We start from the raw sequence: 14,135 nt of genomic DNA on the forward strand, positions 1-14,135 counted from the left end.
GGTCTTACCATGTCCAACGAGAGCGATCTCACGGCACTTTACCCATTTTTGCACGGACAACCGCAGTCACCGGAGCGGTTAGATGCGGCCCTCCTGCATTCCGTAAATGAGAAAGCCCGAGACTCCCGCGAAACCAACCTACGGTTCTTCGACGAGCAGGGGCCGGTTCTCGTCGCCGCCGCCAAGGCCCTGGCCCATGTTTACCGGCGTGGTGGTCGGCTGTTCTCGATGGGCAATGGCGGGTCGAGTTGCGATGCTTCCCATGTGGCGGTAGAATTTGTTCATCCCATCACTGCAGGCCGGCCGGCGCTCGCCGCGACGAATCTCGTTGCAGACCTCGCAATGATCTCCGCCGTTGGCAACGACTTAGGGTTCGAGCACGTCTTTGTCCGTCAGCTGCTGGCACAGGGAAAAGCCGGTGATGCGCTGGTTGGCATCTCCACCAGCGGAAATTCTAATAACTTGATGTCTGCGTTTGCCAAGGCCAGGGAGATCGGCATTGTCACGATCGGCCTTGCTGGCGGCGAAGGCGGCAAGATGAAATCATCGGGTCTGGTCGACTTCTGCCTGGTGGTGCCGACGACATCCATCCACCGCGTCCAGGAATGCCACGTGGCGGCCTATCATATCCTGTGGGATCTGGTGCACACGCTGCTGGCGGATGATCGCGGATCAGCCACCACGAAGGGGGCCGCAGCATGAAATATGTCGACGAATTTCGCGATTCTGAAAAGGCCGGCTTCCTGGTTCGGGAAATCGAAGCGCTGGTCTCGACCATGACGCTGCCGCCCGACAGACCGATTTATATCATGGAGGTCTGTGGCGGACACACCCATTCAATCTTCCGGTACGGCCTTGAGGGCATGTTGCCGAAGCAGATCGAACTGATCCATGGACCGGGCTGCCCGGTTTGCGTGTTGCCGATGGGACGCGTGGATGATTGCGTCTCAATTGCTGAGAACCCTGACGTCATCTTTGCAACCTTCGGCGACGCCATGCGGGTTCCGGGTTCAAAGAAGAGCCTGCTACAGGCCAAGGCCGACGGCGCGGACGTTCGGATGGTCTATTCGCCGATGGATGCGCTGGCGCTGGCCCGCAAGAACCGGGATCGCGAGGTGGTCTTCTTCGGGCTCGGTTTCGAGACCACGATGCCATCAACTGCGCTGACCGTCCTACAGGCGGAAGCCGAGGGAATTACCAACTTCTCGGTGTTCTGCAATCACATCACCATTGTTCCCACGATCAAGGCGATCTTGGACAGCCCGGGCCTCCAGCTCGACGGCTTCCTTGGACCCGGTCACGTCTCGATGGTGATCGGCACAGCTCCCTACGAATTCATCGCCAAGTTCTATGGAAAGCCAATGGTGGTGGCTGGTTTCGAGCCGCTGGATATTCTCCAGTCGATCTGGATGGTTTTGAAGCAGATCAAGGATGGCCGCAGCGAGGTCGAGAATCAGTATGCCCGCATCGTTCCGGATGGCGGAAATGCAGCCGCGCTGCAGGCAGTCTCACGTGTCTACGAACTGCGTGAGTTCTTCGAATGGCGCGGGCTTGGCTCGATCGACCACTCCGGTGTCAAACTACGCGATAAATACGCTGGCTACGACGCCGAGCAAAAGTTCGCTATCCCAAACTTGAAAATCGCGGACCCGAAGTCGTGCCAGTGTGGCGAGGTGCTGAAAGGTGTTATCAAGCCGTGGCAGTGCAAGGTATTCGGATCGGCGTGTACGCCGGAGATGCCGCTCGGATCGCTGATGGTCTCATCCGAGGGCGCCTGTGCGGCCTATTACCAATATGGCGGCCAGAAGAGCTACAAGGAGGCAGTATGAACGTCGCGCCGTTCATTCATGCTCGCAAGCTCGGCAAAGTCAACGTCGAGAAGGTCACGCTTGCCCACGGTGGTGGAGGCAAGGCGATGAAGGATCTGATCGATGACGTGTTCGTCGCGGCTTTCGACAATCGTTCGCTCGCGCCCCTGGAAGACCAGGCTCGGTTCAGCCTTGCCGAACTGGCCGGCCATGGCGACCGGCTCGCCTTCACAACGGACTCCTTTGTGGTTGATCCGCTATTCTTCCCTGGCGGCGACATCGGCGAACTTGCGGTTTGCGGGACGATCAACGACCTCGCGGTCGGCGGAGCGAAGCCGCTATATTTATCGTGTGCAGTCATCATCGAGGAGGGAACGAGCATAGAACTCTTGCGCCAAGTTGCGCGCTCGATGGCAATGACTGCCAAGGTCGCCGGCGTCATCATCTGCACCGGCGACACCAAGGTGGTGCAACGTGGCGCCTGCGACAAGCTTTTCATCACGACCACCGGAATCGGCGTGATCCGCAGAAGTCTAGAGCTGGAAGTCGGCAACGCAAGGCCAGGCGATGTGGTGATGGTCAATGGTCTGCTCGGTGACCACGGCGCGGCGATTTTGTCTGCGCGGGGCGACATGGCACTTGATACGTCGATCGAAAGCGATTGTGCCTGCCTTCACGGTCTGATCGAGACACTCTTAGAGGCCGCTCCTGAAATTCGTTTCATGCGGGATGCGACACGAGGCGGATTGGCGACCGTACTCAACGAGATTGCGGAGGCCTCTCAGGTTGCAATCGAAATCGACGAGCGCGCCACTCCTATTCGCGAGGAGGTCAAGGCTTTTTGCGAAATTCTTGGCCTTGATCCGCTTTATCTCGCGAATGAGGGGAAGATTGTGGTGATCACGCCTCCAGAACAGGCCGCCGCCGCACTCTCAGCCATGCGGGCGCACCCGCTGGGCGCGGGAGCAGCAGTCGTCGGCAGGGTTAATCGGGGAGAACCGGGGCGGGTCACCATGCGAACCGTGTTTGGCGGACAACGAATCGTCGACATGCTGGTGGGCGAGCAATTGCCGCGGATTTGCTGAGGCTGCTCATGCACGAGCTAGGCATTACTCGCAACATTATCGCGATCGTTAGCGACGCGGCCAAGGGCCGTCGGGTCCGCCGCGTCAATCTCGATGTCGGCGAATTGTCCGGCGTGATGCCGGACGCGATCGCCTTCTGCTTCGAGACGGTGGCCCGGGGAACGATGCTGGAAGGCGCAACGCTGGAGATCAGAAAGATTGAGGGACGCGCCCGCTGCGATTCTTGTGAGCTGGAGCTCGTCACCAAGACGCTGTTCACCGCGTGCAGCTGTGGTTCGCGCCGCCTGACCCGATTGCAGGGCGAGGAATTGAACATCAAGAGCATGGAACTGGAAGAGGAGGTCGCCTGATGTGCGGTCATTGCGGATGCGGAGACAAGCGAGGCGCCACCGTCCTAAATCTTCAGACCGGGAAGGAGATCGATATGAGCGGCCGTTCTCACCACGACGATCATAGCCAAGATCACGCGCATCACCTCAAACATGATCATTTGCGCGGCGATGGTGTCATGCACAGTCACGATCACCACCACGCCCATGACGATGCGCACGACCATGGTCATGTCCACGAACATGTTCACGCCGATGGCACCCGTCACAGCCACAGTCATGCAGTGCACGATGGTCTCAGCGGGGAGCATCGACACGATCACGCTGCCGGCAGCGTGATCGAGCAGCTACCGAAAAACATCGCAGAGATGACGTTTGGCGGTTTTGGGTATCGCCGTGCGCTGGCGGCGGGTTCAACGGCGGTGGGCGATGGTGCACTGCTCGCCGCGGTCGAGAGCAGCAAATACGACGGTCCCTGGGACGTGCCCGACAATGTGCGGAAGATCAACAGCGTCCTGCGCTATAGCCAGGGCACCGTAACCGATGGGTTTAGGCTCACCGGAATGGCTTACTCAAATGGCTGGAATTCGACTGATCAGATCGCGCAGCGCGCCGTCGATCTGGGTGTCATCGGCCGCTTCGGCTCGCTCGATCCGACCGACGGCGGCACCTCCAGCCGCTTCAGCCTCTCCGGCAGTTGGGCTCGTTCAAGCGAATACGGTCAAAGCAATGTCAGCGCCTATGTCGTCCGTTCTGAGCTACAGCTCTTCAACAATTTCACCTATGTCCTCGATGATCCGCTGAACGGCGACCAGTTCAGCCAGCTCGATCGTCGCACATTCGGCGGTTTCGATGCGCGGCATGCATTCGACTGGCGCTTTGGTGGGTTCGAAACACAGACCCGTTTTGGCGTGCAGGGCCGCCACGACCATATCCAGGTCGGCCTATTCACGACCGAGCAGCGCGGATGGCTTGCGACCGTACGCGCGGACCGCGTGGGGGAAGGAAGTGTCGGCCTCTGGATGGATAGCACCACGCGCTGGGCCGAGTGGTTGCGGACCACTGTTGGAATTCGCGAGGACATCTTTGCCGGGCGCGTTCTCAGCGACACGCCGCAGAATTCTGGTAAGGCCCAGGCGTCGATGATGAGCCCGAAGGCCGGTATCGTCTTTGGTCCCTGGTTCAAAACCGAGTTCTACGGCAATGCCGGCTACGGCCTGCACAGCAATGATGTCCGCGGCGCGACCATTAGCGTCGATCCACGCGATAGGGTAACCCCGCTCGATCGTGTCCCGCTCCTAGTGCGTTCGCGCGGCGCCGAGCTCGGCCTCCGCACCAGGGTGATCGATGGCCTCACCAGTTCGGTTGCAGTCTTCGTGCTCGACTTTGACTCTGAACTCCTGTTTGTCGGTGATGCGGGCACGACGGAACCGAGCCGGCCGAGCCGACGTTTCGGGGTGGAGTGGACCAATAGTCACAAGCCCGCGCCTTGGCTGACTTTCGACCTTGATCTTGCCTATACCCGCGCGCGCTTCAGCGATTTCGATCCCGTGGGCGACCGCGTTCCAGGTGCTCCGGCATGGATCGCCAGCGGCAGCATCATCGTCGGCCGTGAAACAGGCTGGTTCGGCGCGCTGAAGGCGCGCTATTTCGGCCCCCGTCCGTTGATTGAGGACGATAGCGTTCGGTCGGCTTCCTCCCTGATCTTCAATGCACGCGCAGGCTACCGCTTCGAAACGGGTGCTCGATTACACCTGGACTTGCTTAACCTTTTCGACGCCCAGACCAACCAGATCGAATATTACTATCTATCGCGGCTGCCCGGCGAACCAATCGGCGGCATTGCCGACCGTCATGTGCATCCGGCCGAACCAAGAGCTTTGCGCGTAACGTTTGCAACGGTATTTTGACCCGACATCAAAGCTCGAATATTCCAGCTGAGGTCCTGCTCCGGCGCTCCCGTCTGAGAGTTGCACTACATTCAATCTAGACTAGCGAAGGTCCGCATCGCTGATTGCGACTTGGTGCATGTCGGCAGCTGCGCGAACTGGCCGACCGTTCTTCGCTAGTCATCGCCTTTATGCGTTAATTATAGAGGCCTCCGGCTTGAGGGTGCTGTTGCGCTCCCTGATCTGGAATCCGACGTCTATCCTGTTGGATGGAGAAGGCTCACCATTGATACGTTGCAACAACACGTCCGCGATCTTTCGCCCCATGCCGACGCGATCGACGTGTACGGTGGTCAGAGTGGGGATGACGGATGATGCGATCGGTAGATCGTCAAATCCTGCAATTGCCAATTGCGTGGGGACCGCGATGCCGCGCCGCTGACATTCGAGAAGGCCTCCGACCGCCATCACGTCGGTCGCAAAAAACAGTGCATCGATGGGGTCGGAGGATTCCAGCGCCCAGGCGACTGCATCCGCCCCGCCGGTGAAGCTGTTCTCGCATTCGATCACCAGCGTGGGCCGAGTATTCTCTCGGTCGCTGCACGCAGCACGATAACCGACCAATCGATCTCCGATGCGATCATTTAGATCGCGCTTGACGGTGACGTGCGCGATACGCTGATAGCCTCGCATCATGAGCATCATGGTCAGCTCCCTGGCGGCTGCAAAGTTCGAATAGCCAACGACCGTGTCGATCGGATCGTCGGTCAGATTGCTTCCTTCGACGACGGGTATGCTGCTTGCGCTCAGCAACTTACGGGTTTTCTGGGAATGCCATGTGCCGGTCACATAGAAGCCGTCGGGACGCCGCGCGAGGAACGTCGCGACGATCTTTTCCTCGGTGTCCTGCGAGTAGCCTGATGAGCCAATCATGACGGTCGTCCCGTGCTCGTGGAGAACTTCCGTCATTCCCTGAATGACCTCGGAATGCTGGGAATAACCAATCACCGGAATGATCGCCGCGATGACGCCAGTGCGGTTGGCGGCCAAGCCGCGGGCCACAAGATTGGGCACGTAGCCGAGCTTGCTGATCGTTGCCAAAACCCGGTCGCGCGTTTCCGGGGCGACGTTTTGGGAGCCATTGAGGACTCGGGATACGGTTCCGGCTCCGACCTTAGCGTGGCGCGCCACGTCTGCGATGCGAATGGCGCCTTTGACGGTCTCCTGGCTCAACCTTCACACCTTCGTTCAACCTCAGCGGTAACGGCTCCGCCGTCGAATCGGATGATAGTCCGTGGAAGCGCTTCCAAAAAGCCTTGACTCGGGGAAATAAGCCAAATAATCATTATGGAAGCGCTTCCATCCAGGAGAAAAGTGCAAGCCTTATTGGGCCGAAGGGAAGAACGAAATCATGACCGTCACAGCCACGCGCAGGAGTCTTGAGGGGCAAACCGCCATTGTCACTGGCGGTGCTCGCGGCCTCGGCCTGGCCATTGCGCAACGCCTGTCGGCCGAGGGGTGCCGGATCGTCCTTTGGGACCTGGACATCCCAGCCTTCGATGGATCGTCAGCCGGCTTCACGCCAGTGCTCCAACAATCGGTCAATGTTGCGGACCTGACCGCGGTTCAGTTTGCCTTTCAGACTACGCTGGCTGCTACAGGCTCGGTTGAGATTTTGGTCAACAATGCCGGGATCAACGGTCCGATTGCTGCTGCCTGGGAGTACCCCACCGAAAGTTGGGATCGCGTCCTCGCGATCGATCTGACTGGCGTGTTCTATTGCTGCCGTACGGTGGTGCCTCATATGCGGGAAAAGGCTTACGGCCGTATCGTCAACATAGCTTCGATTGCGGGTAAGGAAGGTAATCCCGGTGGCAGCGCTTACGCAGCTGCGAAGGGCGGCGTGATTGCCTATACGAAGTCGATTTCGAAGGAGCTTGCGAAATCGGGTGTACTCGTGAATTGCGTCGCGCCGACAATGGCAGAGACCGAGTTGCTTCGCGAGATGACGCCTGAGTTTATCTCCGCCATCAAAGCAAAGATTCCGATGGGGCGCTTCATAACGGCTCCAGAAGTGGCTGCGATGGTCGCATTTGCAGCGAGCCCCGATTGCAGCTTCACCACAGGCTTTACTTTCGATCTGACTGGCGGACGCGCGACCTATTAGCAATCGCCGAATGCAATGTTTCCGGCTGAGAACAATTTCAGTCGGCCCGAAGCACACCAAGAGCAGGCACATCGAAATTCGCGACGCTGCAATGTGATGTTCCCATGAGGCCGGACAGACAATGCTTTCCATTTCCACGTTAGCACGGCGCTCGGGTGCGGAGCGACGCCGAAAGGTCTTCGCGGCGACACCATCGCGCGTCCTTGCGCAGCGAGGTTGGCTGGCGCTCTTCTGTGTCATCTTGGCGGTGTTTGCGCTGATGCCGCTCGTCGCTCTTGTTCTCCGCGGCTTTCTAGAGTCGCAAGATGGACGCACAGTTCTTTCCCTCTGGGCGTTGCACGCCGTTCTGAGCGAGCCGGGCTATTGGATGGCGACTTGGAACACCGTCGTGATCTCCATCGGCGCAATGATGCTTGCCACGATGATTGGCGTGGTTCTGGCCTGGTGTCTCGTGCGCACCAACGTTCCGTTCGCGCGCACGCTCGAGCAACTGGCGACGTTGCCCATCTTCATCCCTCCGTTCATTGGTGCATTTGCCTGGGTCTTGATCGGCGCACCGCGGGTGGGACTGTTCAATCTGCCGGTGCGGGGCCTCGGGCTCGGCGAGCCGATGGACATCTATACCTACACCGGCATCATCTGGACGACAGGTATCTACATCGCGCCCTATGTCATGATGATCGTGGCGGCGGCGCTACGGAACATGGATCCGAGCCTTGAGGAGGCCGCACAAGTGTGCGGGCTCAGCCGTGTGCGCACTATGCTGAGCGTCACGCTGCCGGTGGTTGCGCCGTCGATCCTCTCTGGAGCCGTGCTCGCCTTCGTAATCAGCATCGGGCTGTTCGGCACGCCCGTGCTGCTAGGCATGACGAAAGAAATCTATCTGATCACGTCGCGGATCTATCTGGAATTGCAGCATTTCCCGCCGAGCTTCGGGATAGTTGCAGTGCTCGCAATCTACCTGATGTTCATGTCCACGCTCGCAAACATATTGCAGAGCATTGCACTGCGTGGACGTTCCTTCGTCACGGTAACTGGCAAGGGGTTCAGGCCCAAAATCATTGAGCTCGCTGGCGGCCGCCATGTCGTCGCTGCGATCATTTGGCTCTATCTCACGCTCACCGTCGTTGGACCAATCGTCATTATCACGGCGGCAGCGTTTTCGACGTTTACGTGGTCAGGCCGGTTCACATCGGCCAACGTAGAAACTCTATGGCAGTCAGAAGATGTGCGGGCGACAGTCGTCAACAGCCTATTGATCACGGTTATGGCCGCAACCGCCGCGACGACGCTGGGACTGGCAGTGGCCTGGATCACGACGCGGACCCGGATGTGGGGACGCCGGCTTGTCGAACACGTGGTGCTGCTACCGATGTCCGTTCCAAGCCTCGCGTTCGCGCTTGGAGTGAGTTTCTTTTGGCTCTGGATGCCATTCAGTATCTACGGAACGATGTGGATCATCATTGTAGGCCTCGTCGGTCGCTACGTGAGCTATTCCGTTCGCACCATTACCAGCAGTCTCATTCAAATCCATCCCGAGCTCGAGGAGAGCGCCCGCATCTCGGGATTCGGTTGGGGCAATACGATGTTCCGTGTGACATTACCTCTGGTCATGCCGGCGATCATTTCGAGCTGGGTCATGGTGTACAGCATTTTTATCTCTGAGCTGTCGATGGTGCTTCCTCTCTATACGGCGGAAACGCGGACGTTATCCATCCTCAGCTTCGATACCTGGGCTGTCGGTGAATTCTCTATGGTTGCGGCCCTTTCATTGCTGCAGCTCGTCATGGGCGTGGGCGTCATGTGGAGCGTGACACTCATAACAAAACAGCGGCAGGTCGCGGCAGTTTGACCGTGACGGCCCACGAGAGGGATAGGACATGAGCGTTCGAGTGGAAGGGCTGACGAAGGCGTTCGGTCCATTACGAGCGATCGATGATCTAAGCGTCGGATTTCAAGCCGGAAAGATCTCGGTGTTGCTGGGAGCCAGCGGCTGCGGCAAGACAACGACGCTGCGCTGTATTGCCGGGTTGGAGCGACCGAACAGCGGTTCGATCAAAATCGACGACGACACGGTTTTCAGTTCTGAGCGCGGTGTTGATGTCCTGCCCGAGAAGCGGCGACTTGGTATGGTGTTCCAATCATATGCGATCTGGCCACACCTGACAGTCGCCGGCAACGTAGCTATGCCGCTGCGAGCGCAAAAGCTGGGCAAAGCCGAAATTGATCGGCGTGTGCAAGACACGCTCAAGATCGTCGGCTTGAGCGATCAGGCCGAAAAGAGCGCCATGAAATTATCCGGCGGCCAGCAACAAAGGGTTTCAATTGCCCGGTGCCTCGTCGGCAATCCCAGGCTTATCCTGATGGATGAACCTTTGAGTAATCTCGATGCGCGGCTTCGTGTCGAGATGCGCCATGAGATTCGCCAACTGCAGCAACGGATCTCCGCCACAATCCTGTTCGTCACGCACGATCAGGAAGAGGCGATGTCGCTTGGTGACGAGATCTTTCTCTTCAGCAAAGGCAAGGTGGTCCAAAAGGGGCCGCCGGAGGAACTGTATTTCCGGCCAACGGCTCGCTACGTCGCGGAATTCCTGGGTAAGGCGAACCTGTTTCGGGTAGCGGTACGCCCGAACCAACACGGGGCGAGTGTCACCGCATTGCCATCCGGAGAAATCATCTCAGAAGGTCTGATGGCGAATGCGTCCTCGCAGCGCGACGCCTTGTGCATGGTGCGGCCGGAATCGTGGCGCGTGGCGAAGGGCGCCGGTTCCGGTCTCTCGGCCAACGTTCAAGAAGTCACGTTTGTCGGCGACCGGCGGGAGCTACGTGTCGACACGCCAATAGGGCCCCAATTGGTCGTGACTTACGGATACGAACGGTTCGCCGTCAACGATCAACTCTCGCTCTCTATCGCTCCCGAGCAAGTCCATCTGTTCGACAGCGAGATCTAGCGAGACGTGGCTTTGGAGTGTTCCGCGCCAGAGCGCCGTCCAATCGGAGCGGGATAAACAATAAATTCATCATGTGATTGAAGGGAGAAAAGCGATGGGAATTAAAACGGTTCGCGACAAGGTACTTCATAGTTTGGCAGTCGCAGGTGTCCTCGGCGCGCTGGGTGGATTGCCCACTGCCCAGTTGGCCCGCGCGGCCGATACAGCACTCGTCGCGGCAGCAGAAAAGGAAGGCCAGTTGGTCGTCTACGGCGACCCATTCACCGTTCCGTTGTTGATCAAGGCGTTTGGTGTCAAATACCCGAAAATCAAAGTCACGTCCGCCACCGGTGATGCGTGGCAGATATACAATCGCTTCGTCGCCGAGAACACAGCCGGAAAACCGCTGTTGGATGTCCTGTATCAGGCTGAGGATACCGTCATTACGGCGAAGACTTCGGGCTACCTGACGGACTTTACGAGCGATGAAGCCGGGAGTTTAAGCAAGCTCGGCCTTCCACCAGGCGGCGGCTATGTTCGCGGCAATGGAAACCTCATTCTGTTTGCCTACAATCACGAATCCATGGCCAACAAGAAAGTGCCGAAGGATTGGACTGATTACATCAGCCCGCCGGCCGAATGGGATGGCCTCGGCGCTATGTCGAATCCGGGCTCGTCCTCGGCGACGTTCGCGACCGTTGCAGCGATCTATCAGACATTCGGCCCCGAAAAAGGCGGTGCTATCCTCAAGGGCTTCCGGAGCGCCAAGGGTGAATTGAATCCTTCGATGGGCGTCATGGCCACGAAGCTGCAGACCGGTGAACGGCCGCTTGACTTCTTCAACATCACGACTGCGATCTCCGGCATCATCGCCAAGGGTGCTCCGGTCACCATGGCAGTGCCGGTGTCCGGTGGGGTTGCTCAGTTCAATGCGATCGGCATTGGCAAGAACGCGCCGCATCCGAACGCGGCTCGTTTGCTGGCCGATTTCGCGCTGGGCCACGAGATGCAGACGATCTTTGCCGAAGCCGGTGTGTACCCGGTGCGCAATGGCGTCGCCTCGCCAAAGGGTATCCCCGTGCTGGCTGACGTTAAGCTCCTCGATCTGGATCTGGAAAAAGCACTCAAGGATCGCGACCCCATCCTGAGCTTGTGGGCGGCAAGCACCGGCTTCAGCTATCGCTAAGAGTTCGCGGTGAAGCAACTGGCAACCGAGATCAGCGTGCCGCAGAGGGAATTGTAGATGAAAAGCCAAGCTACACTCAGTCAGGTCTCGATTGCCAATCTGACTGTCGGTCGCGTTGATCCGGTCGAACTTATAGAAGGGGCTGCAGCAAGCGGCTTCGGCGCGGTGGGTCTCTTGTTAATGAGTGCCACCGCGCAACCGCTGCAGCACGAGATTGTCGGTCGGCCTGAGGTGATCCGCAAAGTTAAATCGGCGCTGAAGGCGCACAACATACGCGTATTCGATGTTGAAGCGTTTATCCTTTCACCAGTCACCAATCTAGAGAGGTTTCGTCCCGCGCTCGAAGTTGCGGCGGAACTGGGTGCCACGCATATTTCTTCGATCGGCACAGAGGTGATCGGGAACGGCGCATTTCTCGAGCCGGCGCAGCGTATCGATCTGTTCGGCCGCCTCTGCGATGAGGCGGCCCGGTTCGGGTTGCATGTCGGTGTCGAGTTCATGCTCTACCGCGACATCCGCACTTGGAGGGATGCTCTTGATTTGATCGAGGCGGCAGGCCGTCCTAATGCCGGATTGATTATCGATACGCTGCATCTCTACCGTGGAGGTGGCACGCCGAAAGACGTCGCTGGCGTCTCGGCCAACCGTATAGCGTATGCGCAGCTCTCCGATGCGGTTCAGACCTCTCCTGAACTGAAGGATCTGCCGACCGAAGCTCGCGGCTCACGTCTGCATCTTGGCGAAGGGAGCATACCGCTTCATGAACTCGTGGACGCGCTTCCGGAGGCAACGCAGCTCGTGATCGAGACGCCGATTGCGGCTGAAGCAAATTGGTCGACCACGCGGCGTATCCATTCCGCTGCCGATGCGTCCAGAGGGTTCTTCGAGCGGCATGCAGCGAGGTAGCGCCGCCGCGGTGAACCGACTGAGTGATCGCGGTGTATTCTGACCAATCGTGCGCCGAAAGAGGATATCAACATGCCCTTGACGACAGACCCCAGCGGTCCGGATGAGTGCGATGTTCTCGTCATCGGCTCAGGGGCGGGCGGTTTGTCGGCGGCCGTCACCGCCGCGTGGCATGGACTGAAGGTGATCGTCGTCGAGAAGGAGCCCGTGTTTGGTGGCGCGACGGCATGGTCGGGCGGCTGGATGTGGGTCCCCGGCAATCCGCTTGCCCGCCGCGCCGGCATCCACGAAGATCCGGAGGGCCCGCGCACCTATCTCCGCAACGAGCTCGGCAATCAATACGAACCCGCCAAGGTGGATGCCTTTCTCGATGCAGCACCGCGTATGGTCGCGTTCTTCGAGCGTCACACCAAGCTTCAGTTCGTGGACGGCAACGCCATCCCGGATATGCATGGCGCGACGCCGGGCGCCGCGACAGGCGGACACCAAGTCTGCGCGGCGCCTCTTGACGGGCGTAAGCTCGGGGAGTTGTTCGACAAGCTGCGGCGACCGCTGCGCGAAACGGCGTTCCTGGGATTGCCGATCATGGCGGGCGCGGATCTCGCGGCGTTCATGAGTGTCACGCGCTCGGCTCGCTCCGCGCTCCATGTTGCCAGGCGGGTTGGTCGCCACCTCATCGACCTGGCACTGTTTGGTCGGGCGACCCAACTCGTGAACGGTAATGCATTGGCGGCGCGGCTCGGCCTCTCTGCCGCCGAACTCGGCGTCGAGATCCGCGTGTCGGCGCCGGCGAGGCGTCTCACCGTCGAGAATGGCGTGGTGACAGGCGCGGTTGTTGGCGGTCCGAACGCCGATTACGCAATTCACGCTCGTCGCGGGACGATTCTGGCCGGCGGCGGGTTTCCGCATGATCGGGAGCGCCGACGCGAGCTGTTCGGCTATACGCCTTCCGGGGAGGAACATTGGTCGGTCACGCCGGACTGCGCCTCCGGCGACGGTCTGCGTCTCGGCGAAGAGGCGGGCGGTCAAGTTGACAAATCCCTCGCTTCTCCAAGCGCCTGGTGCCCGGTATCGTTGGTTCCCTATTCGGATGGCACGGTGGGCCGCTTTCCCCACATCATCGAGCGAGCGAAGCCCGGCATTGTTGCGGTCCTTGCCGATGGACGCCGTTTCGTGAACGAGGCGAACGGCTACTACGATTACGTCAGTGCCATGATCCGTGAAACGCCGCCGGGTCGGGAAGTGGCCTCTTGGCTGATCTGCACCCGCGGCTTCCAGCGACGGTACGGTCTCGGCATCTCGCGACCAAGCCCCTTGCCGGCTGCGCCCTATATTCGGTCCGGCTACATCAAAGTCGGCCGGACTCCGGAAGAATTGGCGCGCGCCTGCGGCATTGATCCGGAAGGACTGTGCCGGACGCTCGACGAATACAATCATCACGCGCGACGGGGCGAGGATCCTGCGTTCGGTCGCGGCTCGACGCCATTCAACCGCAGGGGGGGCGATGCGAGCGTGAAACCCAATCCCTGCGTCGCGCCGATCGAATTTGGACCATTCTACGCTGTGAAGGTACTGCCAGGCAGCTTCGGCACGTTTGCCGGCCTGAAAACGGATGAACTTACGCGGGTGCTCGACCGTCAAGGCCGACCAATACCGAAGCTGCACGCGGTCGGGGCCGATATGGCGAGCGTGATGGGCGGTTACTACCCTTCAGGCGGCATCAATCTCGGGCCAGCTATGACCTTCGGCTATATCGTCGGCCGTTACCTCGCCGACCCAACCGACGACGATGACGCAACGATGCGCCGCGGTCTCGTTGAGGGGTAAAGACC

The 14,135-nt window shown here is 59.5% G+C and carries 13 protein-coding genes; 11 read left to right on the forward strand and 2 right to left on the reverse strand.

Annotated elements, in window-relative coordinates:
* The first annotated feature begins 9 nt into the window (after nucleotides 1-9).
* The 4 genes from QRQ56_RS33700 to hypA are packed head-to-tail and all read left to right on the forward strand — an operon-like array spanning nucleotide 10 to nucleotide 3,243.
* Nucleotides 10-702, forward strand: a complete 693-nt coding sequence (locus QRQ56_RS33700; protein WP_438745727.1) for a D-sedoheptulose-7-phosphate isomerase — start codon at nucleotides 10-12, stop codon at nucleotides 700-702.
* Complete coding sequence (gene hypD / locus QRQ56_RS33705) at nucleotides 699-1,829, forward strand: hydrogenase formation protein HypD (RefSeq protein WP_438745728.1); 1,131 nt, start codon at nucleotides 699-701, stop codon at nucleotides 1,827-1,829. The genes QRQ56_RS33700 and hypD overlap by 4 nt, the downstream gene beginning before the upstream one ends.
* The gene (gene hypE, locus QRQ56_RS33710) at nucleotides 1,826-2,893 is read left to right on the forward strand and encodes a hydrogenase expression/formation protein HypE (protein ID WP_438745729.1); all 1,068 of its coding nucleotides are present in this window, start codon (nucleotides 1,826-1,828) and stop codon (nucleotides 2,891-2,893) included. Before hypD ends, hypE begins: the two co-directional genes overlap by 4 nt.
* Nucleotides 2,887-3,243: a hydrogenase maturation nickel metallochaperone HypA gene (gene hypA, locus QRQ56_RS33715; RefSeq protein WP_438745730.1), complete on the forward strand. Its 357-nt coding sequence runs from the start codon at nucleotides 2,887-2,889 to the stop codon at nucleotides 3,241-3,243. Before hypE ends, hypA begins: the two co-directional genes overlap by 7 nt.
* A 44-nt stretch (nucleotides 3,244-3,287) precedes the next feature.
* Here the strand turns inward: hypA and QRQ56_RS33720 are convergent, their stop codons facing one another.
* On the reverse strand, nucleotides 3,288-3,539 hold the full coding sequence (locus QRQ56_RS33720; protein WP_438745731.1) for a hypothetical protein: 252 nt from the start codon (nucleotides 3,537-3,539) through the stop codon (nucleotides 3,288-3,290).
* Nucleotides 3,540-3,557: 18 nt separating this feature from the next.
* On the opposite strand from QRQ56_RS33720, the gene QRQ56_RS33725 reads away from it, so the two are divergent.
* Nucleotides 3,558-5,132, forward strand: coding sequence for a TonB-dependent receptor (locus tag QRQ56_RS33725; protein WP_438745732.1), 1,575 nt, complete (start codon nucleotides 3,558-3,560; stop codon nucleotides 5,130-5,132).
* 168 nt (nucleotides 5,133-5,300) lie between these two features.
* On the opposite strand, the gene QRQ56_RS33730 is transcribed toward QRQ56_RS33725, so the two are convergent.
* Nucleotides 5,301-6,344 carry a LacI family DNA-binding transcriptional regulator gene (locus tag QRQ56_RS33730; RefSeq protein ID WP_438745733.1) on the reverse strand — a complete coding sequence of 348 codons (1,044 nt, stop codon included), beginning with the start codon at nucleotides 6,342-6,344 and terminating at the stop codon, nucleotides 5,301-5,303.
* Between the two features lie 178 nt (nucleotides 6,345-6,522).
* Here QRQ56_RS33730 and QRQ56_RS33735 point away from each other — a divergent pair, with 178 nt between their 5' ends.
* The 6 genes from QRQ56_RS33735 to QRQ56_RS33760 all read left to right on the forward strand — a co-directional run bounded on the left by QRQ56_RS33735 (nucleotide 6,523) and on the right by QRQ56_RS33760 (nucleotide 14,130).
* A complete protein-coding gene (locus tag QRQ56_RS33735) occupies nucleotides 6,523-7,278 on the forward strand; it encodes an SDR family NAD(P)-dependent oxidoreductase (RefSeq protein ID WP_438745734.1) in 756 nt (251 codons plus the stop codon).
* A gap of 121 nt (nucleotides 7,279-7,399) precedes the next feature.
* On the forward strand, nucleotides 7,400-9,130 hold the full coding sequence (locus QRQ56_RS33740; RefSeq protein WP_438745735.1) for an ABC transporter permease: 1,731 nt from the start codon (nucleotides 7,400-7,402) through the stop codon (nucleotides 9,128-9,130).
* Between the two features lie 28 nt (nucleotides 9,131-9,158).
* Nucleotides 9,159-10,232, forward strand: coding sequence for an ABC transporter ATP-binding protein (locus QRQ56_RS33745; RefSeq protein ID WP_438745736.1), 1,074 nt, complete (start codon nucleotides 9,159-9,161; stop codon nucleotides 10,230-10,232).
* A gap of 94 nt (nucleotides 10,233-10,326) precedes the next feature.
* Nucleotides 10,327-11,397: an ABC transporter substrate-binding protein gene (locus tag QRQ56_RS33750; RefSeq protein ID WP_438745737.1), complete on the forward strand. Its 1,071-nt coding sequence runs from the start codon at nucleotides 10,327-10,329 to the stop codon at nucleotides 11,395-11,397.
* Between the two features lie 57 nt (nucleotides 11,398-11,454).
* Complete coding sequence (locus tag QRQ56_RS33755) at nucleotides 11,455-12,303, forward strand: sugar phosphate isomerase/epimerase family protein (RefSeq protein ID WP_438745738.1); 849 nt, start codon at nucleotides 11,455-11,457, stop codon at nucleotides 12,301-12,303.
* 72 nt (nucleotides 12,304-12,375) lie between these two features.
* Entirely contained in the window at nucleotides 12,376-14,130 is a 1,755-nt protein-coding gene (locus QRQ56_RS33760; RefSeq protein WP_438745739.1) for an FAD-dependent oxidoreductase, read from the forward strand.
* Nucleotides 14,131-14,135 lie beyond the last annotated feature (5 nt).

The organism is Bradyrhizobium sp. U531, assembly GCF_051710265.1.
Classification (GTDB): domain Bacteria; phylum Pseudomonadota; class Alphaproteobacteria; order Rhizobiales; family Xanthobacteraceae; genus Bradyrhizobium.